The following is a 21,690-nucleotide window of genomic DNA, read 5'->3' on the forward strand; positions in this document are numbered from 1 at the left end:
GCATTCTTACAAACGGCACCGACAACGCCGGCGGGTGAGCACAGGCGGAAGGGCCCGGACCGTTCCCGGTCCGGGCCCTTCCGTCAGGCGTACTTCGCTCTACGGGCCGGCTTACAGACCGGCGGCGGCGCGCAGGGCGTCGACGCGGTCGGTGCGCTCCCAGGTGAAGTCCGGCAACTCGCGGCCGAAGTGGCCGTAGGCGGCGGTCTGGGCGTAGATCGGGCGCAGCAGGTCGAGGTCGCGGATGATCGCGGCCGGGCGCAGGTCGAAGACCTGCCCGATGGCGTCCTCGATCTTCTGGACCTCGACCTTGGCGGTGCCGAACGTCTCCACGAACAGGCCGACCGGCTCGGCCTTGCCGATCGCGTAGGCGACCTGGACCTCGCAACGCGAGGCGAGTCCCGCCGCGACGACGTTCTTGGCGACCCAGCGCATCGCGTACGCGGCCGAGCGGTCCACCTTGGACGGGTCCTTGCCCGAGAAGGCGCCGCCGCCGTGACGGGCCATGCCGCCGTAGGTGTCGATGATGATCTTGCGGCCGGTCAGGCCGGCGTCGCCCATCGGGCCGCCGATCTCGAAACGCCCGGTCGGGTTCACCAGCAGGCGGTAGCCCTCGGTGTCCAGCTTGATGCCGTCCTCGATCAGCTGGGCCAGCACGTGCTCGACGACGAACTCGCGGATGTCGGGAGCGAGCAGCGAATCCAGGTCGATGTCCGAGGCGTGCTGCGAGGACACGACGACGGTGTCCAGGCGCACGGCCTTGTCCCCGTCGTACTCGATGGTGACCTGCGTCTTGCCGTCCGGACGCAGGTACGGGATGGTCCCGTTCTTGCGGACCTCGGACAGCCGGCGCGAGAGCCGGTGCGCCAGGTGGATCGGCAGCGGCATCAGCTCGGGCGTCTCGTCGCAGGCGTAGCCGAACATCAGGCCCTGGTCGCCCGCGCCCTGCTTGTCGAGCTCGTCCTCGTCACCCTCGACGCGCTGCTCGTACGCCGTGTCGACACCCTGCGCGATGTCCGGGGACTGCGCACCGATCGACACCGACACACCACAGGAAGCGCCGTCGAAGCCCTTCTTCGAGGAGTCGTAACCGATCTCCAGGATCTTGTCGCGGACGAGCTGCGCGATCGGGGCGTACGCCTTCGTCGTCACCTCGCCCGCGATGTGCACGAGACCGGTGGTGATGAGGGTCTCCACGGCCACACGCGAGGTCGGGTCCTCCCGCAACAGGGCGTCGAGGATCGTGTCGCTGATCTGGTCAGCGATCTTGTCGGGGTGGCCCTCGGTGACGGACTCCGAGGTAAACAGGCGGCGGGACACATCGCTCCCTGGGGTTGCAGCGGCTGCTGGCTGATCACTTGGCGGAACCACACCGGGGGCTGCGCCCGGTCACGTTCCGAGTGCAGTTTATCGGTCGCCACCGTTTGCCGGTCCACCCGTCTCGCCCTATGGGAGCCGTGTGACCTGCGGCACGTCATTGTGACGCACGGATTTGCCCAGGAGAAGGGATCCGCTCAGGCGCGTCGGAGCACGAGTCGCGGCGCGACGTGATCCCACAGGACGTCCGCCAGCGCTTCCTTCGGACCGTAGGGGACCTGCGTTTCGGATCCATCAGAAGCGAGGATGACGGCCTCGTTCTCCTCGGAACCGAAAGTCTTGGACTCGCCCACCTCGTTGACGACCAGAAGGTCGCATCCCTTGCGCAGAAGTTTGGCGCGCCCGTTGGCCAGGACGTCGTCGGTCTCGGCGGCGAAACCCACCACGACCTGTCCGTCCCGCGCCCGGTCGGCCGAGATCTCCGCGAGAATGTCAGGATTGCGGACGAGCGCCACCGGCGCGGGCTCCTGCCCGTCCTTCTTCTTGATCTTTCCGCCCGCGTACTCGGCGGGACGGAAGTCGGCCACGGCCGCGGCCATCACCACGGCGTCGGCGTCCGCGGCGGCCTTGAGCACCGCTTCCCGCAGCTGCACGGCCGTCCCCACCCGTACGACGTCCACCCCGGCCGGATCGGCCAGCGCGGTGTTGGCCGCCACGAGGGTGACCCGGGCTCCGCGCGCGACGGCCGTGCGGGCCAGCGCGTAACCCTGCTTGCCGGAAGAGCGGTTGCCGAGGAAGCGGACCGGGTCCAGCGGCTCCCGCGTGCCGCCCGCGCTGATCACCACGTGGCGCCCGACGAGGTCGGGCTCGGTGACCCCGCGGGCCAGGACCTGCCGACACACCTCGAAGATCTCGTCGGGGTCGGGCAGCCGCCCCTTGCCGGTGTCCTTGCCCGTGAGCCGGCCGACGGCGGGCTCGATGACGACGGCTCCGCGCCGCCGCAGCGTGGCCACGTTCTCCTGGGTGGCGGGGTGCTCCCACATCTCGGTGTGCATGGCGGGGGCGAAGACCACCGGACAGCGTGCGGTGAGGAGGGTGTTCGTGAGCAGGTCGTCGGCCAGCCCGTGGGCCGCCTTGGCCAGCATGTCGGCGGTGGCCGGTGCGACGACGACGAGATCGGCCGCCTGCCCGATGCGCACGTGCGGCACCTCGTGGACGGTCTCCCAGACGTCGGTGGAGGCCGGATTGCCGGACAGTGCGGCCCAGGTGGCCTCGCCGACGAAGTTCAGGGACGCCGCCGTGGGCACCACCCGCACCTCGTGCCCGGACTCGGTCAGCCGGCGCAGCAGCTCGCACGCCTTGTAGGCGGCGATCCCGCCGCTGACTCCCAGCACGACCTTCGGCTTACCCACCACGCACTCCCCTTCGAAACGTCCGGCACGCCGGACGCCTTCGGCTTCTGATCGTCGTACCACCCATGACACACCACAGGCCCGGCAGATGTTCTGCCGGGCCTGTGGTGAAAGGAATTCTCGGTGCCTTACTGAGCCGGGGCCTCGATGGCCTCGGAGGTCAGCAGACCCGCGTTGATCTCGCGCAGCGCGATCGAAAGCGGCTTCTCGTGGACGTGGGTGTCCACCAGCGGGCCGACGTACTCGAGCAGGCCCTCACCGAGCTGCGAGTAGTACGCGTTGATCTGACGCGCGCGCTTGGCCGCGTAGATCACGAGGCTGTACTTCGAGTCAGTAGCCTCGAGCAGCTCGTCGATCGGCGGGTTGATGATGCCCTCGGGCGCAGTGATGGAAGAGGACACGCTCTACCTTCCGAAGATGGGTGAAAGATCAAGCATTGACCGAATGAAAATCGATCAACGATCAGACAACTTCCATCAAGGCTAGCAGCTCGCGGGCCACGTCCTCGACGGAGGTATTGACAAGGGTGCTGTCGAACTCGGATTCGGCAGCGAGTTCGATCTTGGCCGTTTCGAGTCGGCGCGCGATGACCTCCGCCGATTCGGTGCCCCGGCCGGTGAGCCGGCGGACCAGTTCGTCCCAGCTCGGCGGGGCCAGGAAGACCAGCTGGGCGTCGGGCATGGACTCGCGGACGAGCCGTGCGCCCTGGAGGTCGATCTCCAGCAGTACCGGCTCGCCGTTGTCCAGGCGTTCCAGCACCGCGCCGCGCGGTGTGCCGTAGCGGTTGCCCGCGAACTCGGCCCACTCCAGCAGCTCGCCGTTGGCGATCAGCTTGTCGAACTCGTCGTCGTTGACGAAGAAGTACTGGACTCCGTGTCGCTCACCGGGCCGCGGCTTGCGGGTGGTGGCCGACACCGAGAGCCAGACCTCGGGGTGGACCTTGCGCATATGCGCGACGACCGTGCTCTTGCCGACCCCCGAGGGGCCGGAGAGCACGGTCAGCCGCGGACGAACCTCTGCTGCCATAAAGCGATTATCCAGGTTCCCAGGACTGCCTGAGAACGCCGGGAGAACTTCAGTCGACGCCTCAGGCGCCGGTGCTGCCGAACTCGCGCTCCAGAGAGGCGATCTGGTTGGAACCGAGACCTCGGACACGCCGGGATTCGGAGATGCCGAGGCGCTCCATGATCTGCTTGGCGCGGACCTTGCCCACGCCGGGCAGGGACTCCAACAGGGCGGAGACCTTCATCTTGCCGATGACGTCGTTCTCCTGCCCCGTCTTGATGACCTCTTGGAGGGAGGCGCCGGAGTGCTTGAGTCGATTCTTCACCTCGGCCCGCTCCCGGCGAGCCGCGGCGGCCTTTTCGAGCGCGGCTGCGCGCTGTTCAGGGGTAAGGGGCGGAAGAGCCACGCCTACGTCACCTCGGATGTCGAACTGTCGGATACGGACCGGTGGGGAGCTCGAAGGCACCACACCAGGCGAGCTCCCGAACAGCGGTGGAACTCGTTCGCTGCTCGTTCACTCTGCTCGGAGACTAGCGGCCATGGCCGCTCCAGTCAGCGAGAACGAACGAAAAGTCCTGGTCAGCCTCTACTGAACCGTACATCACGGACAAAATACCCCTGTTTTGTCCGGTGAAAGACGTTCGAATTTCGTCAGGTCGTGCGGGGCGCCGGTCCGGCGGGGCTGATTTCAGCCCCGCCCGGCGTCGAAGGCGATCTTCCGGCCCCGCCCGGCGAGCGGGCGCGGGGTCCGCGGCCGATGCCCGCCGCGGACCCGCAGCGGCGTTACGCGCAGACGGCCTCGCGGATCTCGTCCGCGAACTCCCGCGCGCGGGCGCGCAGCGCGGCCACATCCGGGCCGTGCTTCAGCACACCCCGCGACACGTTGGGCACGACGTTGCGCACCGCCTTGCCGAACACCCCCGGCAGGTCGGCCGCGGTCGCGCCCTGCGCGCCGATGCCCGGGGCCAGCAGCGGCCCGTTGATGTCCAGGTCGAAGGAGGACAGGTCGCCGAGCGTCGCGCCGACGACGGCGCCGAAGGATCCCATCGGCGCCGCGCCCGCGTTCTCCGACGCCAGGTGCGCCAGCATCGTCGCGCCGATCGTGCGGCCGTCCTCGCGCAGCGCCCGCTGGACCTCCGCGCCCTCCGGGTTGGAGGTCAGGGCCAGCACGAACAGGCCCGCCCCGGATTGCCGCGCCAGGTCGACCGCCGGGCGCAGCGAGCCGTAGCCCAGGTACGGGGACACCGTCAGCGCGTCCGAGAAGAGCGGCGAGGCCGGGTCCAGGAAGGCCGAGGCGTACGCCGCCATCGTGGAGCCGATGTCGCCCCGCTTGGCGTCCATCAGGACGAGCGTGCCCGCCGCCCGGGCGTCCGCCACGGTCCGCTCCAGCACCGCGACGCCCTTGGAGCCGAAGCGCTCGAAGAAGGCCGCCTGCGGTTTGAAGACCGCGACCTGGTCGGCCAGCGCCTCCACCACGGTGCGCGAGAACCGCTCCAGGCCCGCGATGTCGTCCCCCAGACCCCACTGCGCCAGCAGGGCGGCGTGCGGGTCGATGCCCACGCACAGCGGACCACGGGAGTCCATCGCCTCGCGCAGGCGGGTACCGAAGGGGGTCACAGAGGTCACAGCGCGGCCTTTCGGGTCTCGGCACCCACCGCTTCGGCGAGCGTCGCGTACGGGCTGGCGGCCAGGCGCGCGGCCAGGCCCTTGTGGAGGGCGCGGGCGTAGAACGGGCCCTCGTAGATGAAGGCGCTGTAGCCCTGGATCAGCGTGGCACCGGCCAGGATGCGCTGCCAGGCGTCCTCGGCGTTCTCGATGCCCCCGACCCCGACGAGGACCAGCCGGTCCCCCACACGGGCGTACAGACGGCGCAGGACCTCCAGGGAGCGCTCCTTGACGGGGGCGCCCGACAGGCCGCCGGTCTCCTTCACCAGGGACGGGGAGGACTTCAGGCCCAGGCCTTCCCGGGCGATGGTGGTGTTCGTCGCGATGATGCCGTCCAGCCCCAGTTCCAGCGCGAGGTCGGCGACGGCGTCGACGTCCTCGTCGGCCAGGTCCGGCGCGATCTTGACCAGCAGCGGGACCCGGCGGTCGGTCACCACCCGGTCCGCGGCCTCCCGTACGGCCGTCAGGAGCGGCCGCAGCGAGGCGGTGGCCTGGAGGTTCCGCAGCCCCGGGGTGTTGGGCGAGGAGACGTTCACCACGAGGTAGTCCGCGTGGCGGGCGAGGCGCTCGGTGGAGGTGACGTAGTCGGCGACGGCCTCTTCCTCCGGCACCACCTTGGTCTTGCCGATGTTGACGCCGACGACCGTCTTGAAGACCGGCTGACGGGACGCCAGCCGCTCGGCCACGGCCGCCGAGCCCTCGTTGTTGAAGCCCATCCGGTTGATCAGCGCGCGGTCCGGCACCAGCCGGAACAGCCGCTTCTTCGGGTTGCCCGGCTGGGGCTCGGCCGTCACCGTGCCGATCTCGACGTGGTCGAAGCCGAGCATCGCCATGCCGTCGATGGCGACGGCGTTCTTGTCGAAGCCGGCCGCGAGCCCGAAGGGGCCGTGCATCCGCAGGCCCAGGGCCTCGGTGCGCAGTTCCATGGAGCGGGGGGCGAGCCAGGCCGCGATGAAGGTGCGCAGCACCGGCGTGCGGGCGGCGAGGCGGATCCAGCGGAAGGCCGTGTAGTGGGCCTGCTCCGGGTCCATCCGCTTGAAGACCAGGTTGAAGAAGAGTTGGTACATCGTCACTGTCTTGAAGATCCCTCTGCGCTCATGGGAAGGGGGACACCCGTCGTGAAACCGGTGTCCCCCTCCCGTGTCCGGGCCGTACGGGCTGCTAGTCGCGGGCCGCGATCAGGCGCTCCGCGTGCTCCTGGAGCGAGCGGACGCCCACGTCGCCGTGGCCCAGCGCCTCGATGCCCTGCACGGCGGCGGCGAGCGCCTGGACCGTGGTCAGGCACGGGACGCCGCGCGCCACGGCCGCCGTGCGGATCTCGTAGCCGTCGAGGCGGCCGCCGGTGCCGTACGGGGTGTTGACGATGAGGTCGACCTGGCCGTTGTGGATCAGCTGGACGATGGTCTTCTCGCCGCCGGGGCCCTCGCCCTCGCTGAGCTTGCGCACGACGGTGGCGTTGATGCCGTTGCGGCGCAGCACCTCGGCGGTGCCCGAGGTGGCGAGCAGCTCGAAGCCGAGGGCGACGAGCTCGCGCGCCGGGAAGATCATCGAACGCTTGTCGCGGTTGGCGACGGAGATGAACGCGCGGCCCTTGGTCGGCAGCGGGCCGTACGCGCCCGCCTGCGACTTGGCGTACGCCGTGCCGAAGACGGAGTCGATGCCCATGACCTCGCCGGTGGAGCGCATCTCCGGGCCGAGGACGGTGTCCACGCCGCGGCCGTGGACGTCGCGGAAGCGCGACCACGGCATGACGGCCTCCTTGACGGAGATCGGCGCGTCCAGCGGCAGGGTGCCGCCGTCGCCGGTCTTCGGCAGCATGCCTTCGGCGCGCAGCTCGGCGATGGTGGTGCCGAGCGAGATCCGGGCAGCGGCCTTGGCGAGCGGTACGGCGGTCGCCTTCGAGGTGAAGGGGACGGTCCGGGAGGCGCGCGGATTCGCCTCCAGTACGTACAGGATGTCACCCGCCATCGCGAACTGGATGTTGATCAGACCGCGGACGCCGACGCCCTTGGCGATGGCCTCGGTGGAGGCTCGCAGGCGCTTGATGTCGTAGCCGCCGAGGGTGATCGGGGGCAGGGCGCAGGCCGAGTCGCCGGAGTGGATGCCGGCTTCCTCGATGTGCTCCATGACGCCGCCGAGGTAGAGCTCGGTGCCGTCGTACAGGGCGTCGACGTCGATCTCGATCGCGTCGTCGAGGAAGCGGTCGACCAGCACGGGGCGGGTCGGCGAGATCTCGGTGGACTCGGCGATGTACGACTCCAGCCGCGCCTCGTCGTAGACGATCTCCATGCCGCGGCCGCCGAGCACGTAGGACGGGCGGACGAGGACCGGGTAGCCGATCTCGTCGGCGATGGCCTTCGCACCCGGGAAGGTGGTGGCGGTGCCGTGCTTGGGCGCGGGCAGTCCGGCGTCGGCGAGGACCTGGCCGAAGGCGCCGCGGTCCTCGGCGGCGTGGATGGCCTCGGGCGAGGTGCCCACGACCGGGACGCCGTTGTCCTTGAGCGCCTGGGCGAGACCGAGGGGGGTCTGGCCGCCGAGCTGGACGATGACACCGGCGATGGGGCCGGCCAGCGTCTCGGCGTGGACGATCTCCAGCACGTCCTCGAGCGTCAGCGGCTCGAAGTACAGGCGGTCGGAGGTGTCGTAGTCCGTGGAGACGGTCTCGGGGTTGCAGTTGACCATCACGGTCTCGTAGCCGGCGTCGCTGAGCGCGAAGGAGGCGTGGACGCAGGAGTAGTCGAACTCGATGCCCTGGCCGATGCGGTTCGGGCCGGAGCCCAGGATGATGACCGCGGGCTTCTCGCGCGGGGCGACCTCGGACTCCTCGTCGTACGAGGAGTAGAAGTACGGGGTGTTCGCGGCGAACTCGGCGGCGCAGGTGTCGACCGTCTTGTAGACGGGGCGGACACCGAGGGCGTGGCGGACCTCGCGGACGACGTCCTCGCGCAGGCCGCGGATCTCGGCGATCTGGACGTCGGAGAAGCCGTGGCGCTTGGCCTCGGCGAGCAGCTCGGGGTGGAGCTTGTCGGCGGCGGCCAGGTCGTCGGCGATCTCCTTGATGAGGAAGAGCTGGTCGACGAACCAGGGGTCGATCTTCGTGGACTCGAAGACCTCTTCCGGGGTGGCGCCGGCGCGGATGGCCTGCATGACGGTGTTGATGCGGCCGTCGGTCGGGCGCACCGCGGTGGCGAGGAGCTCTTCCTTGTCCCCGGGCTCGCCGACGAAGGTGAACTGCGAGCCCTTCTTCTCCAGGGAGCGCAGGGCCTTCTGCAGCGCCTCGGTGAAGTTGCGGCCGATGGCCATGGCCTCGCCCACCGACTTCATGGTGGTGGTGAGGGTGGCGTCGGCGAGCGGGAACTTCTCGAAGGCGAAGCGCGGGGCCTTGACGACGACGTAGTCGAGAGACGGCTCGAAGGAGGCCGGGGTCTTCTCGGTGATGTCGTTGGGGACCTCGTCGAGCGTGTAGCCGATGGCCAGCTTGGCTGCGATCTTGGCGATCGGGAAGCCGGTGGCCTTCGACGCGAGCGCCGACGAGCGCGAGACGCGCGGGTTCATCTCGATGACGATGACGCGGCCGTCGACCGGGTCGATGGCGAACTGGATGTTGCAGCCGCCGGTGTCGACGCCGACCTCGCGGATGATCGCGATGCCGATGTCGCGCAGCCGCTGGTACTCGCGGTCGGTGAGCGTCATGGCCGGGGCGACGGTGATCGAGTCACCGGTGTGGACGCCCATCGGGTCGAAGTTCTCGATGGAGCAGACGACGACGACGTTGTCCTTGGTGTCGCGCATCAGCTCCAGCTCGTACTCCTTCCAGCCGAGGATGGACTCCTCCAGGAGCACCTCGGTGGTCGGGGAGAGCGTGAGGCCCTGGCCGGCGATGCGGCGCAGCTCTTCCTCGTCGTGGGCGAAGCCGGAGCCGGCGCCGCCCATGGTGAAGGAGGGGCGCACGACGACGGGGTAGCCGCCGAGGGTGTCGACGCCCTTGATGACGTCGTCCATCGAGTGGCAGATGACGGAGCGGGCGGACTCGCCGTAACCGATCTTGGCCTTGACGGCCTCGACGACGCCCTTGAAGAGGTCGCGGTCCTCGCCCTTGTTGATGGCCTCGACGTTGGCGCCGATGAGCTCGACACCGTACTTCTCCAGCACACCCTGCTCGTGCATGGAGATGGCGGTGTTCAGCGCGGTCTGGCCGCCGAGGGTCGGGAGCAGCGCGTCGGGGCGCTCCTTGGCGATGATCTTCTCGACGAACTCGGGGGTGATCGGCTCGACGTACGTGGCGTCGGCGATCTCCGGGTCGGTCATGATCGTCGCCGGGTTGGAGTTGACCAGGATCACCCGCAGGCCCTCGGCCTTGAGGACGCGGCAGGCCTGGGTGCCTGAGTAGTCGAACTCGGCGGCCTGGCCGATGACGATCGGGCCGGAGCCGATGACCAGGACGGACTGGATATCGGTGCGCTTAGGCACGCTCGGCCTCCATCAGGGCGGTTTCCATCAAAGACGTGAAGCGGTCGAAGAGGTACGCGGCGTCGTGCGGGCCGGCAGCCGCCTCGGGGTGGTACTGGACACTGAAGGCCGGCCGGTCGAGCAGCCGGAGGCCCTCGACGACCTGGTCGTTCAGGCAGACGTGGGAGACCTCGGCGCGGCCGTAGGCCGTCTCGGAGACCTTGTCGAGGGGCGCGTCGACGGCGAAGCCGTGGTTGTGCGCGGTGACCTCGACCTTGCCGGTGGTGCGGTCCTGCACCGGCTGGTTGATGCCGCGGTGGCCGTACTTCAGCTTGTAGGTGCCGAAGCCGAGGGCGCGGCCGAGGATCTGGTTGCCGAAGCAGATGCCGAAGAGCGGGGTCTTGCGTTCCAGGACGCCCTGCATGAGGGCGACGGGACCGTCGGCGGTGGCCGGGTCGCCCGGGCCGTTGGAGAAGAACACGCCGTCCGGGTTGACCGCGTACACGTCATCGATGGTGGCGGTGGCGGGCAGCACGTGCACCTCGATGCCGCGCTCGGCCATCCGGTGCGGGGTCATGCCCTTGATGCCGAGGTCGACGGCGGCCACGGTGAACTTCTTGTCACCGATCGCGGGGACGACGTAGGCCTCCTTGGTGGCGACCTCTGCGGAGAGGTTCGCGCCCTTCATCTGCGGGGCCTGGCGCACGCGGGCGAGCAGGGCCGCGTCGTCCGCGACGGAGGCCCCGGAGAAGATGCCGACGCGCATGGCGCCGCGCTCGCGCAGGTGGCGGGTCAGGGCGCGGGTGTCGATGCCGCAGATCCCGACGACGCCCTGGGTGACCAGTTCCTCGTCCAGCGAGCGCTGGGAGCGCCAGTTGGACGGGACGCGCGCGGGGTCGCGTACGACGTAGCCGGCCACCCAGATCCGGGCGGACTCGGGGTCCTCGTCGTTGACGCCGGTGTTGCCCACGTGCGGGGCGGTCATCACGACGACCTGCCGGTGGTACGACGGGTCGGTGAGGGTCTCCTGGTAGCCGGTCATGCCGGTGGAGAACACGGCCTCGCCGAAGGTCTCCCCCACAGCGCCGTAGGCACGGCCGCGGAAGATCCGACCGTCCTCCAGGACGAGTACGGCGGGAGCTTTGGCTGCTCCCCTGGTGGAGGTCGTCATCGTTCGGCGCCTTCCGTCGTGGTGGATGAGTTCATGAGGTTGAGGGCTTCGACCCAGGCGGCGTGTTCGGCCGCGCGGTCGGAGCGGAATCCGGAGTCGATCAGCTTGTCGCCGTGCGTCCAGGTGACGACGAGCAGACCGCCCTCGGTGAGTACCTTGCCCGCGATTCCCTTGTCGAGGCGGGCGCCGCGCAGCTGCGCGGCCGGTACGAAGAAGTCGTTGGCCCCCGGACGGACCACGTCGAGGCCCGCGTCGGTGAGCGTGAGCTCCACCCGGCTGCGCAGGCCCAGACCGTGGGCGACGATCCGGTCGAGCCACTGCCCGGCGGTGGTGGACCCGTGGTACCGGCCGGTCAGGGCCAGCCGGTGCTCGGGGAGACCGTCGGGGGCGGCGGGCAGCTCCGGCAGATCGTTCTGCAGAGCGCCGCGCCATTTCCAGCCCTGCCGCATCAGCCAGTACACGAAGGCGATGAAGACGAGCAGACCGGCCACCCACGCGATGCGCGCGCCGACGTCCGTCACCTCCGCCGACTGTCGCTCGACGGCCTCGGCGGCCAGTTGGATTACTGCAGGTGTCACGCCAGCGTCCCGTCCACGACCGTTGCCCGGCCCCGCAGGAAGGTGTGAGTGACGCGACCCGGCAGTTCACGGCCCTCGTAAGGCGTGTTGCGGCTGCGGGAAGCGAAGTGCGCGGGGTCCACGACACCACGGTACGAGGTATCGACCAAGGTCAGGTTCGCGGGTTCACCTGCCGAGACGGGACGGCCGTGGTTCCCCAGGCCGCCGATGCGCGCCGGGGCGAAGGACATCCGCTCGGCGACGCCCGCCCAGTCGAGCAGTCCGGTCTCCACCATCGTCTGCTGGACGACGGAGAGCGCCGTCTCCAGGCCCACCATGCCCATGGCGGCGGCGGCCCACTCGCAGTCCTTGTCCTCGTGCGGGTGCGGAGCGTGGTCGGTGGCGACGATGTCGATCGTGCCGTCGGCGAGGGCCTCGCGCAGGGCCATGACGTCGCGCTCGGTGCGCAGCGGCGGGTTGACCTTGTAGACCGCGTTGTACGAGCGCACGAGCTCCTCGGTGAGGAGGAGGTGGTGCGGGGTGACCTCGGCGGTGACGTCGATGCCGCGGGCCTTGGCCCAGCGGACGATCTCGACGGAGCCGGCGGTGGAGAGGTGGCAGATGTGGACGCGGGAGCCGACGTGCTCGGCGAGGAGGACGTCCCGGGCGATGATCGACTCCTCGGCGACGGCGGGCCAGCCGCCGAGACCGAGCTCGGCGGAGACGACGCCCTCGTTCATCTGGGCGCCCTCGGTGAGGCGGGGCTCCTGGGCGTGCTGGGCGACGACGCCGCCGAAGGCCTTCACGTACTCCAGGGCGCGGCGCATGATCACGGCGTCGTCGACGCACTTGCCGTCGTCGGAGAAGACGGTGACGCGGGCGGCGGAGTCGTGCATGGCGCCCAGCTCGGAGAGCTGCTTGCCCTCCAGACCGACGGTGACGGCGCCGATGGGCTGCACGTCGCAGTAGCCGGATTCCTTGCCCAGGCGCCAGACCTGCTCGACGACGCCGGCGGTGTCGGCGACCGGGAAGGTGTTCGCCATGGCGAAGACGGCGGTGTACCCGCCGGAGGCGGCGGCCCGGGTGCCGGTGAGGACGGTCTCGGAGTCCTCGCGGCCGGGCTCGCGCAGGTGGGTGTGGAGGTCGACGAGGCCGGGGAGGAGCACCTGGCCTTCGGCCTCGATGACGGTCGCGCCCTCGGCGGACAGTCCGGCACCGACCCTGGCGATGGTCTCGCCGTCGATCAGGACGTCCTGCGCCTCGCCACCGAGTACCTTCGCGCCACGGATCAGGATCTTGCTCATCTTTACTTGCTCTCCTCGGTACGGGCGGCGGCGGGGGTGGTGGTGACGGCGGGCTCGGATCCTCCGAGCAGCAGGTACAGGACGGCCATCCGGGTGGAGACCCCGTTGGCGACCTGCTCGACGGCCGTGCAGCGGTCCGAGTCGGCGACCTGGGCGGTGATCTCCATGCCGCGGTTCATGGGGCCGGGGTGCATCACGATGGCGTGCTCGGGCATCTTCGCCATGCGCTCGCCGTCGAGCCCGTACCGGCGGGAGTACTCGCGCTCGGTCGGGAAGAAGGCGGCGTTCATGCGTTCGCGCTGCACACGCAGCATCATCACCGCATCGGACTTCGGCAGCACCTCGTCCAGGTTGTACGAGACCTCGCAGGGCCAGCTCTCGACGCCGATCGGGACCAGGGTGGGCGGGGCCACGACGGTCACCTCGGCGCCGAGGGTGTGCAGCAGCTGGACGTTGGACCGGGCCACCCGGCTGTGCAGGACGTCGCCGACGATGGTGATGCGGCGGCCGTTCAGGTCCTTGCCCAGACCGGCGTCGCGGCCGACCAGGCGGCGGCGCATGGTGAAGGCGTCCAGCAGGGCCTGGGTGGGGTGCTCGTGGGTGCCGTCGCCGGCGTTGATGACGGCGGAGTCGATCCAGCCGGACGTGGCGAGCCGGTAGGGCGCGCCGGAGGCGTGGTGGCGGATGACGACCGCGTCCGCGCCCATGGCCTCCAGGGTCAGGGCGGTGTCCTTCAGGGATTCGCCCTTGGAAACCGAGGAGCCCTTGGCGGAGAAGTTGATGACGTCGGCGGACAGCCGCTTGGCGGCCGCCTCGAAGGAGATCCGGGTGCGGGTCGAGTCCTCGAAGAAGAGGTTGACGACGGTCAGGCCGCGCAGGGTGGGCAGCTTCTTGATCGGCCGGTCCGCGACCCGGGCCATCTCCTCGGCGGTGTCGAGGATCAGGACGGCGTCGTCGCGCGTGAGATCGGCGGCCGAGATGAGGTGGCGCTTCATCTGGATGGCTCCGTAGGGCTGGAGGGCAGGCAGGCGGACTGACTGACTAGGGGTGCGGACGGGGCGGGGCAGGACAGGCCGGGGCACGGCACGGCGCAGGACCCCCGTGGGAGGCCCTTTCACTCGTAAGGACTACTGCCCGGCTGCCTGGGCGGTCCGCTGGCCGAGCAGCACGGCGTCGCGGCCGTCCTCCTCCTGGAGCTGGACCTTGACGGTCTCCCGCAGCGAGGTGGGGAGGTTCTTGCCCACGTAGTCGGCGCGGATCGGAAGTTCGCGGTGGCCGCGGTCGACGAGGACCGCCAGCTGTACGGCGCGGGGGCGGCCGAGGTCGCCGAGCGCGTCGAGGGCGGCGCGGATGGTCCGGCCGGAGAAGAGCACGTCGTCGACGAGGACGACGAGGCGGCCGTCGAGGTCGCCGCCGGGGATCTCGGTACGGCCGATCGCGCGGGCGGGCTTCATCCGCAGATCGTCGCGGTACATGGTGATGTCGAGGGAGCCGACCGGGATCTTCGAACCGGTGATCTCGTCGAGCTTGGCGGCCAGCCGGCGGGCGAGGTAGACACCGCGGGTGGGGATGCCGAGGAGCACCACGTCGTCGGCACCCTTGGCGCGTTCGACGATCTCGTGGGCGATGCGGGTCAGTACCCGCGCGATGTCCTGCGCTTCGAGTACGGGGCGCATGGCATCGGTTTGCTCATCGATCTGAGCGGTGTTCTGAGTGTCCATGAAAAGGACCTCCTTCTCCGCCTCACGGGACGGACCTTAAAGGACGTCTGATGTACGCCTCTCACCGTACCAGGGTCATTCCGGCCGTCGTGCACCCGCCCGCGCCGGGCGGCCGCCAGGACGGCGCCGGGCCCGCCCGCGAGGGGCGGGGAAAGACCATTCGGCTTGACGCATCCAAGTAACGCTGCGTAACCTCACAGTGAGTTACCAGCCGCGCGGCGGAGCCGCACGTGGTCCATGTCGTCACAGCGTCCATGTCGTCACAGCGTCACAGCGTCCGGGAGCGTTATGTCCAGCGAATACGCCAAACAGCTCGGGGCCAAGCTCCGCGCCATCCGCACCCAGCAGGGCCTTTCCCTCCATGGTGTCGAGGAGAAGTCCCAGGGCCGGTGGAAGGCCGTCGTGGTCGGTTCTTACGAGCGCGGCGACCGCGCCGTGACCGTCCAGCGCCTTGCCGAGCTGGCGGACTTCTACGGGGTGCCGGTGCAGGAACTGCTGCCGGGTACGACTCCCGGCGGAGCGGCCGAGCCGCCGCCGAAGCTCCGTCTCGACCTGGAGCGCCTGGCGGGCGTGCCGGCCGAGAAGGCCGGCCCGCTGCAGCGTTACGCGGCGACCATCCAGAGCCAGCGCGGCGATTACAACGGCAAGGTGCTGTCGATCCGCCAGGACGACCTGCGCACCCTGGCCGTCATCTACGACCAGTCGCCTTCGGTCCTGACCGAGCAGCTGATCAGCTGGGGCGTGCTGGACGCGGACGCCCGTCGCGCCGTGGCGCACGAGGACGTCTGAGCCCTGGGCCCCAGGCCAGCAGAAACGTTTACCGGTGGGTGCCGGGAAGCCGAGAGGCCTCCGGCGCCCACCGGTTTTTCGTATCCGCCGCCCGGGACGTGCGGGACGCCCCGAGGGCCAGCACGTCATACGGAAATGGACGTCGTACGGACCGACGGAAGGGCCCGCAGCGCGTACGGCGTACGCTGCGGGCCCTTCCGTCGGGCGCGGTGCCGGTGGTTCCGTGTTCCGTACGGTGTCAGCTCTCGCTTCGGCGCAGGCTCGGCTTAAGGTCCTTGAAACGGGCCAGCAGCCCGTTCACGAACGAGGGAGACTCGTCCGTCGAGAACTCCTTCGCGAGCTGGACGGCCTCGTCGATGGCCACGGCGTCCGGGGTGTCGTCCACCCAGATCAGCTCGTACGCACCGAGCCGCAGGATGTTCCGGTCCACGACCGGCATGCGGTCGAGGTCCCAGTCCACGGCGTAGGTGATGATCAGGTCGTCGATGCGGTTCACCTTGTCGGCGTATCCCTCGACGAGATCCATCGTGAAGGCGCTGACCGGCGGCTGCCGGTCGTCCGACCGCGTGTGGCGGATCCAGTCCGCGAGGACCTCGCGCACGGGCACCCCGCGCTGGTCGGCCTCGAACAGGATCTGGAAGGCGCGCTTGCGCGCGTTGCTCCGGGCAGCCACGGTTAGCTGCTCACCCGGCCGAGGTAGGCGCTGGTGCGGGTGTCGACCTTGACCTTCTCGCCGGTGGTGACGAAGAGCGGGACCTGGATCTCGTAACCGGTCTCCAGCTTGGCCGGCTTGGTGCCGCCGGTGGAGCGGTCACCCTGGACACCCGGGTCGGTGTGCTCGATCGTGAGCTCGACGGCGGCCGGGAGCTCGACGTAGAGCACCTCGCCCTCGTGCTGCGCGACGGAGGCGGTGAAGCCCTCGACCATGAAGTTGGCGGCGTCGCCGACGGCCTTGCGGTCGACCATGAGCTGGTCGAAGGTGCTCATGTCCATGAAGACGAAGTAGTCGCCGTCCATGTACGAGAACTGCATGTCACGGCGGTCGATAGTGGCCGTCTCGACCTTCGTGCCGGCGTTGAAGGTCTTGTCGACGACCTTGCCGGAGAGCACGTGCTTGAGCTTGGTGCGCACGAAGGCCGGGCCCTTGCCGGGCTTGACGTGCTGGAACTCGACGACGGACCAGAGCTGGTCACCGTCGAGCTTGAGCACCATGCCGTTCTTGAGGTCGTTCGTGGAAGCCACGGTTGCGGAATCTCCTGCACTGGAAGACCACGGGTGCGCGCACAGCCCGGCAGCGGGCTAGAGCGCGAGCAGCTCCTTGGTCGTAATGGTGAGTAGCTCGGGACCGCCGTCCGCCTCGGGGCGTACGACGAGCGTGTCATCGATCCGGACGCCGCCCCGGCCAGGGAGGTGAACCCCCGGTTCGACGGTGACCGGCACGCAAGCGTCCAGTTTACCCATTGCCGTAGGTGCAAGCTGCGGGTCCTCGTCGATTTCGAGACCGACACCGTGTCCGGTCCACGGAGCGACGGATTCCCCGTGGCCGGCGGAGTCCAGTACGGAGCGTGCGGCATGGTCGACATCGCGGTACGCGGCCCCGGGCAGCAGCGCCTCGCGTCCGGCCCGCTGGGCGGCGAAGACGAGGTCGTACAGCTCGATCTGCCAGTCCGCCGGGGTGGTGCCGATCACGAAGGTGCGGCCGATCTCGCACCGGTAGCCGCGGTAGTTGGCGCCGAGGCAGACGGAGAGGAAATCGCCCTCCTCCACCCTGCGGTCGGAGGGCCGGTGCCGGGAGCGGCCGGAGTGCGGCCCGGTGCCGACGGAGGTCGGGAAGGCGGGCCCGTCCGCGCCGTGGTCGACGAGCCGGCGTTCGAGCTCCAGCGCGAGGTGCCGCTCCGTACGCCCGACGAGGATCGATTCCAGCAGCTCGCCGAGGGCCTGGTCGGCGATCTCGGCGGCGATCCGCAGGCAGGCGATCTCCTCCTCGTCCTTGACGAGGCGCTGCTGCTCGACGGCGGTCCCGAGGTCGGCCAGGCGCAGGTCGGGGGCGACCGAGTGCAGGGCACGGTGCCGCCCCACGGTGAGGTGGTGCTCCTCCACCGCGAGGGAGTCGGCGCGTGCGCCCGCGGCCATGTCGGCCGCCGCCACGGCCGGGTCGCCACCGGGGCTCGACAGCAGGGAGAGTCTGAGCCGGTCGTCGAGGCGTCCCTCGTCGGACTCGCCGGTGGGCGCGCCGGCGCAGAACAGCACGTCCTCGGCCGGTCCGACCAGCAGTACGGCGCCGAGCGGGGAGGCCCCGGAGAGATAGCGGACGTTCGACGGACGCGTGATCAGTGCGGCGGCGTTCCCCGCGGCGGCACAGCGGTCGCGAAGCAGGCTCCGGCGGGCGGCGTACACGTCTGACATGTCTTCGAGCCTACGAGCGCGGCGCGGATCCGGCCCGACGAGCGCGTCCGGACGGGGCCGGGCACGCCGCCCGGACCCGGCCCCGGCCGGGCTACCAGGCCGCCGGAGCCGTGATGGCTCGGGCGAGCACCTCGTCGAGGGCGCGCGCCGTGCCCTCCACATCGAGCTGGGAGTTGTCGATGATCGGCAGGCCGGAGCCGTACCACCCGGCCATCCGGCCGTGGATCCGCGCGACTTCCTCGTCCGAGAGCCGGCGGTTGCCGGAACGGGCCGCGTTGCGCTCCAGGACGATCTCCAGGCCCGGCAGCAGGACCACCGGCAGCAGCGCGGGCCCCACGTGCCGCTTCCAGCCGCCCAGCCCCACCACCGGCCGGTCCGGGAAGACCGCGTCGTCGAGGATGCAGGAGATCCCGTTCGCCAGGAAGTTGCGGGCGGCGAAACCGCAGGTGCGCCGGGCCAGGCGGTACTGGGCCTCGGAGTGGTCGTTCCACCCCGACTGCGGGTCCGCGAAGCCCGAGCACACCCACTCCCGGACGTCGTCCAGGCTCACATGGGCCGTCGGCACCGGCCGGGTGCCGGCCCAGTGCCGGGCCACGGTGGTCTTGCCCGCGCCCGCCGGCCCGATCAGCAGCACGGCGAGGGTGGCGCCTCCCGTACCCGCCGCCGCGGGCGGCAGCGGGATGTGCCCGGTGGCTTCCGACCCCTGCGGTACCGAGGGCAGGGGAGGCGGCGGTGTCCCCGGCCAGCCCTGCGCCGGGGGTATCGGTGGCTGCGAAGGCGCCGCCGGGTGCTGTCCCGACTGCCCCCAGCCCGCGCTCCCGCCCCCCACTCCGTGCTGCATCCGCTGCCACTCCGTCTCGTTCCGGCGACTGATGCGAGAACGTTATATGACCCTGGGGGCCCGGCCGTCCACCAGCACTGTGAGGCGGAACTCAGCCCGGCGTCGCGCAGGGCCGGGCGGCGGCTCAGGCTCAGGGCCGGGCGGCGGTCAGGCGGCGACCTCTCCGTACGCGGCCACGAGCACGGCCGGGTCCGGGCCTTCCAGGACGGTCGGCTTGGCCAGCCCGTCGAGGACGATGAAGCGCAGCAGGTCGCCGCGGGACTTCTTGTCGACCTTCATGGTCTCCAGCAGCTTGGGCCACTGGTCGCCGCGGTAGGTCAGCGGCAGCCCCACCGAGGCGAGCACCGCCTTGTGCCGGTCGGCCGTCGCGTCGTCCAGCCGGCCCGCGAGCCGGCCGAGCTCGGCGGCGAAGACCATGCCGACCGACACGGCCGCGCCGTGGCGCCACTTGTAGCGCTCGTTCTTCTCGATGGCGTGCGCGAGCGTGTGACCGTAGTTGAGGATCTCGCGCAGTCCGGCTTCCTTGAGGTCGCTGGAGACCACATCGGCCTTGACCTGGATGGAGCGCACGATCAGTTCGGCGGTGTGCGGGCCGGTGGGCGTGCGGGCCGCCTGCGGGTCCTCCTCGATGAGGTCGAGGATCACCGGGTCGGAGATGAATCCGGCCTTGATGACCTCGGCGAGGCCGCTGACGTAGTCGTTGACGGGCAGGGAGTCCAGCGCGGCGAGGTCGCACAGCACCCCGGCCGGCGGGTGGAATGCGCCCACCAGGTTCTTGCCCTCGGCGGTGTTGATGCCGGTCTTGCCGCCGACCGCCGCGTCCACCATCGCCAGGACGGTGGTCGGTACGGCGATCCAGCGCACCCCGCGCAGCCAGGTGGCCGCGACGAAGCCCGCGAGGTCGGTGGTGGATCCCCCGCCGACGCCGACGATGACGTCGGTGCGGGTGAAGCCGGACTGGCCGAGCGCCTTCCAGCAGTACGCGGCCACCTCTGCCGTCTTGGCCTCCTCGGCGTTCGGCACCTGGATGGCGACCGCCTCGTAGCCCTGGTCGGCGAGGTCGTCGCGCAGTGCCTCACCGGTCGAGGCCAGGGCCTCGGGGTGGATCACGGCGACCCGCCGGGCTTTCGTACCGATCAGGGAGCCGAGCTCGCCGAGCAGCTGCCGGCCGACCAGCACGTCGTACGCGTCATGGCCGGCGCTCGCGCCGACGTGGATCCGCGTCACCTGGTCTGTCATACGTCCTTCAACTCCAGAGCGTCGAGGACCGCCTGGGCGACCTCTTCGGGTGTGCGGTCGTCGGTGGCCACCACGACGCGCGCGACTTCGGTGTACAGGGGGCGCCGGGCGTCCATCAGCTCGCGCCACTGGCGGCGCGGGTTGACGGCGAGCAGCGGGCGCGCGGCGCCGAGGCCGACGCGCCGTACGGCTTCCTCGACGTCCATCGACAGATAGACGACGGGCAGGCCGGTCAGCAGCTCGCGGGTGCCCTCGTCGAGGACGGCGCCGCCGCCGAGGGCGAGGACTCCGGTGTGCTCGGCGACGGCGGCCGCGACCGCCTGCCGCTCCAGCTCACGGAAGTACGGCTCGCCCTCGTCGATGAACAGGTCAGAGATCTCCCGGCCCTGGGTGGCGACGATGTCGGCGTCCGTGTCGCGGTAGGGGACGCCGAGCCGCTCCGCGAGCAGGCTGCCCACGGTGGACTTGCCGGAACCCATGGGGCCGACGAGGACGACCAGTGGTCCGCCGGTCACCGGATCTGCAGGTGGTCGAGGTACGACTGGACGTTGCGCCGGGTCTCGGGGACGGAGTCGCCGCCGAACTTCTCGACGACCGCGTCGGCCAGCACGAGCGCGACCATGGCCTCGGCCACGATGCCCGCGGCGGGCACGGCGCACACGTCGGAGCGCTGGTGGTGGGCCACGGTCGCCTCACCGGTCGAGACGTCGACGGTCGCCAGGGCGCGCGGCACGGTCGCGATGGGCTTCATGGCGGCCCGTACGCGCAGCAGCTCGCCGGTGGTCAGCCCGCCCTCGGTGCCGCCGGAGCGGCCGGAGGTCCGCTTGAGGCCCTCGGGGGTGGAGACGATCTCGTCGTGCGCCTTCGAGCCGGGCACGCGGGCGAGCTCGAAGCCGTCGCCGACCTCGACGCCCTTGATGGCCTGGATGCCCATGAGGGCGGCGGCCAGGCGTGCGTCCAGCCGGCGGTCCCAGTGGACGTGCGAGCCGAGCCCTACGGGGACCCCGTAGGCGAGGACCTCGACGACGCCGCCGAGGGTGTCGCCGTCCTTGTGGGCCTGGTCGATCTCCGCGACCATCGCCTTGCTCACGTCCGCGTCGAGGCAGCGCACGGGGTCGGCGTCGAGCTTGTCGACGTCGGCGGGGGTCGGGTAGACGCCGTACGGGGCCTTGGCCGCGGCCAGTTCCACCACGTGCGAGACGATCTCGATGCCCGCGGCCTCCTTGATGAAGGACCGGGCGATCGCACCGAGGGCGACGCGGGCGGCGGTCTCCCGGGCGCTGGCGCGCTCCAGGATCGGCCGGGCCTCGTCGAAGCCGTACTTCTGCATGCCGGCGAGGTCGGCGTGGCCGGGCCGCGGGCGGGTCAGCGGCGCGTTACGGCCGGTCTCCTTCAGCTCCGATGGGTCGACGGGGTCGGCCGACATGACCTTCTCCCACTTCGGCCACTCGGTGTTGCCGATCATGACGGCGACCGGGGACCCCAGCGACAGTCCGTGGCGGACACCGCCGAGGAAGGTGATCTCGTCCTGCTCGAACTTCATCCGGGCACCGCGGCCGTAGCCGAGCCGGCGCCGGGCCAGGTGGTCGGCCACCAGCTCGGTGGTGACCGGGACGCCGGCGGGAAGCCCCTCCAGCGTCGCTACCAGCGCCGGTCCGTGCGACTCCCCGGCGGTCAGCCAACGCAACCTGCTCAACGATGCTCCTCATGCTCGCGCCTGGTACAGCGACGGCGCGATCGGGTGCGCGGCCCGGACCCGCCATACCCGATCCTCCCATGTCCGGGCCGGTGCGCCGCCCTCGGTCCAACTGTCG

Annotated in this window: 21 protein-coding genes; 1 reads left to right on the forward strand and 20 read right to left on the reverse strand. The window is 70.5% G+C overall.

The features are described from left to right. Window positions 1-111: 111 nt before the first annotated feature. The 13 genes from metK to pyrR form a co-directional block, all read right to left on the reverse strand. Window positions 112-1,320 (reverse strand): methionine adenosyltransferase, encoded by a 1,209-nt coding sequence (metK, locus tag ABZX75_RS18285; protein WP_355411589.1) that lies wholly within the window; start codon window positions 1,318-1,320, stop codon window positions 112-114. 194 nt (window positions 1,321-1,514) lie between these two features. Continuing rightward, window positions 1,515-2,729, reverse strand: coding sequence for a bifunctional phosphopantothenoylcysteine decarboxylase/phosphopantothenate--cysteine ligase CoaBC (coaBC, locus tag ABZX75_RS18290; protein ID WP_355411591.1), 1,215 nt, complete (start codon window positions 2,727-2,729; stop codon window positions 1,515-1,517). Window positions 2,730-2,857: 128 nt separating this feature from the next. After that, complete coding sequence (gene rpoZ / locus ABZX75_RS18295; RefSeq protein WP_004948662.1) at window positions 2,858-3,130, reverse strand: DNA-directed RNA polymerase subunit omega; 273 nt, start codon at window positions 3,128-3,130, stop codon at window positions 2,858-2,860. Window positions 3,131-3,191: 61 nt separating this feature from the next. After that, on the reverse strand, window positions 3,192-3,755 hold the full coding sequence (gene gmk, locus ABZX75_RS18300; RefSeq protein WP_355411595.1) for a guanylate kinase: 564 nt from the start codon (window positions 3,753-3,755) through the stop codon (window positions 3,192-3,194). Between the two features lie 61 nt (window positions 3,756-3,816). Then, window positions 3,817-4,140 carry an integration host factor gene (locus ABZX75_RS18305; RefSeq protein ID WP_030008746.1) on the reverse strand — a complete coding sequence of 108 codons (324 nt, stop codon included), beginning with the start codon at window positions 4,138-4,140 and terminating at the stop codon, window positions 3,817-3,819. A 377-nt stretch (window positions 4,141-4,517) separates the two neighbouring features. Beyond that, window positions 4,518-5,360: an orotidine-5'-phosphate decarboxylase gene (pyrF, locus tag ABZX75_RS18310; RefSeq protein WP_355411598.1), complete on the reverse strand. Its 843-nt coding sequence runs from the start codon at window positions 5,358-5,360 to the stop codon at window positions 4,518-4,520. Beyond that, the gene (locus ABZX75_RS18315; RefSeq protein WP_355411827.1) at window positions 5,357-6,466 is read right to left on the reverse strand and encodes a quinone-dependent dihydroorotate dehydrogenase; all 1,110 of its coding nucleotides are present in this window, start codon (window positions 6,464-6,466) and stop codon (window positions 5,357-5,359) included. The genes pyrF and ABZX75_RS18315 overlap by 4 nt, the downstream gene beginning before the upstream one ends. Before the next feature lie 94 nt (window positions 6,467-6,560). Continuing rightward, a complete protein-coding gene (gene carB, locus ABZX75_RS18320; RefSeq protein WP_355411601.1) occupies window positions 6,561-9,869 on the reverse strand; it encodes a carbamoyl-phosphate synthase large subunit in 3,309 nt (1,102 codons plus the stop codon). Further along, a complete protein-coding gene (carA, locus tag ABZX75_RS18325) occupies window positions 9,862-11,019 on the reverse strand; it encodes a glutamine-hydrolyzing carbamoyl-phosphate synthase small subunit (RefSeq protein ID WP_355411603.1) in 1,158 nt (385 codons plus the stop codon). Before carA ends, carB begins: the two co-directional genes overlap by 8 nt. Continuing rightward, a complete protein-coding gene (locus ABZX75_RS18330) occupies window positions 11,016-11,597 on the reverse strand; it encodes a hypothetical protein (protein ID WP_355411605.1) in 582 nt (193 codons plus the stop codon). Before ABZX75_RS18330 ends, carA begins: the two co-directional genes overlap by 4 nt. Beyond that, window positions 11,594-12,880, reverse strand: coding sequence for a dihydroorotase (locus tag ABZX75_RS18335; RefSeq protein WP_355411607.1), 1,287 nt, complete (start codon window positions 12,878-12,880; stop codon window positions 11,594-11,596). The genes ABZX75_RS18330 and ABZX75_RS18335 overlap by 4 nt, the downstream gene beginning before the upstream one ends. A gap of 2 nt (window positions 12,881-12,882) precedes the next feature. Further along, window positions 12,883-13,875, reverse strand: coding sequence for an aspartate carbamoyltransferase catalytic subunit (locus tag ABZX75_RS18340; protein ID WP_355411609.1), 993 nt, complete (start codon window positions 13,873-13,875; stop codon window positions 12,883-12,885). Between the two features lie 132 nt (window positions 13,876-14,007). After that, window positions 14,008-14,601, reverse strand: a complete 594-nt coding sequence (gene pyrR, locus ABZX75_RS18345; protein ID WP_355411611.1) for a bifunctional pyr operon transcriptional regulator/uracil phosphoribosyltransferase PyrR — start codon at window positions 14,599-14,601, stop codon at window positions 14,008-14,010. A 288-nt stretch (window positions 14,602-14,889) separates the two neighbouring features. On the opposite strand from pyrR, the gene bldD reads away from it, so the two are divergent. Next, complete coding sequence (gene bldD, locus ABZX75_RS18350; protein WP_030026184.1) at window positions 14,890-15,390, forward strand: transcriptional regulator BldD; 501 nt, start codon at window positions 14,890-14,892, stop codon at window positions 15,388-15,390. A 238-nt stretch (window positions 15,391-15,628) separates the two neighbouring features. Here the strand turns inward: bldD and nusB are convergent, their stop codons facing one another. The 7 genes from nusB to aroC all read right to left on the reverse strand — a co-directional run bounded on the left by nusB (window position 15,629) and on the right by aroC (window position 21,572). Beyond that, window positions 15,629-16,063, reverse strand: coding sequence for a transcription antitermination factor NusB (nusB, locus tag ABZX75_RS18355; RefSeq protein WP_355411613.1), 435 nt, complete (start codon window positions 16,061-16,063; stop codon window positions 15,629-15,631). Between the two features lie 2 nt (window positions 16,064-16,065). Then, window positions 16,066-16,632, reverse strand: coding sequence for an elongation factor P (gene efp, locus ABZX75_RS18360; RefSeq protein WP_355411615.1), 567 nt, complete (start codon window positions 16,630-16,632; stop codon window positions 16,066-16,068). Window positions 16,633-16,689: 57 nt separating this feature from the next. After that, a complete protein-coding gene (locus ABZX75_RS18365; RefSeq protein WP_355411617.1) occupies window positions 16,690-17,796 on the reverse strand; it encodes an aminopeptidase P family protein in 1,107 nt (368 codons plus the stop codon). A gap of 91 nt (window positions 17,797-17,887) precedes the next feature. After that, window positions 17,888-18,637: an AAA family ATPase gene (locus ABZX75_RS18370; protein WP_355411619.1), complete on the reverse strand. Its 750-nt coding sequence runs from the start codon at window positions 18,635-18,637 to the stop codon at window positions 17,888-17,890. A gap of 147 nt (window positions 18,638-18,784) precedes the next feature. Then, the gene (gene aroB, locus ABZX75_RS18375; RefSeq protein ID WP_355411621.1) at window positions 18,785-19,876 is read right to left on the reverse strand and encodes a 3-dehydroquinate synthase; all 1,092 of its coding nucleotides are present in this window, start codon (window positions 19,874-19,876) and stop codon (window positions 18,785-18,787) included. After that, window positions 19,873-20,391, reverse strand: a complete 519-nt coding sequence (locus ABZX75_RS18380; RefSeq protein WP_355411623.1) for a shikimate kinase — start codon at window positions 20,389-20,391, stop codon at window positions 19,873-19,875. Before ABZX75_RS18380 ends, aroB begins: the two co-directional genes overlap by 4 nt. Continuing rightward, window positions 20,388-21,572, reverse strand: a complete 1,185-nt coding sequence (gene aroC / locus ABZX75_RS18385) for a chorismate synthase (RefSeq protein ID WP_355411625.1) — start codon at window positions 21,570-21,572, stop codon at window positions 20,388-20,390. The genes ABZX75_RS18380 and aroC overlap by 4 nt, the downstream gene beginning before the upstream one ends. Window positions 21,573-21,690: the final 118 nt, after the last annotated feature.

Origin of the sequence: Streptomyces sp. NPDC003038, assembly GCF_040611115.1 — a bacterium.
Classification (GTDB): domain Bacteria; phylum Actinomycetota; class Actinomycetes; order Streptomycetales; family Streptomycetaceae; genus Streptomyces.

Excerpts from the sequence above, each read along its gene's own strand:
- gmk (WP_355411595.1), bottom strand. The coding sequence starts at position 3,755 with ATGGCAGCAGAGGTTCGTCCGCGGCTGACCGTGCTCTCCGGCCCCTCG.
- ABZX75_RS18315 (WP_355411827.1), bottom strand. The coding sequence starts at position 6,466 with ATGTACCAACTCTTCTTCAACCTGGTCTTCAAGCGGATGGACCCGGAG.
- carA (WP_355411603.1), bottom strand. The coding sequence starts at position 11,019 with ATGACGACCTCCACCAGGGGAGCAGCCAAAGCTCCCGCCGTACTCGTC.
- ABZX75_RS18335 (WP_355411607.1), bottom strand. The coding sequence starts at position 12,880 with ATGAGCAAGATCCTGATCCGTGGCGCGAAGGTACTCGGTGGCGAGGCG.
- ABZX75_RS18340 (WP_355411609.1), bottom strand. The coding sequence starts at position 13,875 with ATGAAGCGCCACCTCATCTCGGCCGCCGATCTCACGCGCGACGACGCC.
- pyrR (WP_355411611.1), bottom strand. The coding sequence starts at position 14,601 with ATGGACACTCAGAACACCGCTCAGATCGATGAGCAAACCGATGCCATG.
- bldD (WP_030026184.1), top strand. The coding sequence starts at position 14,890 with ATGTCCAGCGAATACGCCAAACAGCTCGGGGCCAAGCTCCGCGCCATC.
- ABZX75_RS18365 (WP_355411617.1), bottom strand. The coding sequence starts at position 17,796 with ATGTCAGACGTGTACGCCGCCCGCCGGAGCCTGCTTCGCGACCGCTGT.
- ABZX75_RS18370 (WP_355411619.1), bottom strand. The coding sequence starts at position 18,637 with ATGCAGCACGGAGTGGGGGGCGGGAGCGCGGGCTGGGGGCAGTCGGGA.
- aroB (WP_355411621.1), bottom strand. The coding sequence starts at position 19,876 with ATGACAGACCAGGTGACGCGGATCCACGTCGGCGCGAGCGCCGGCCAT.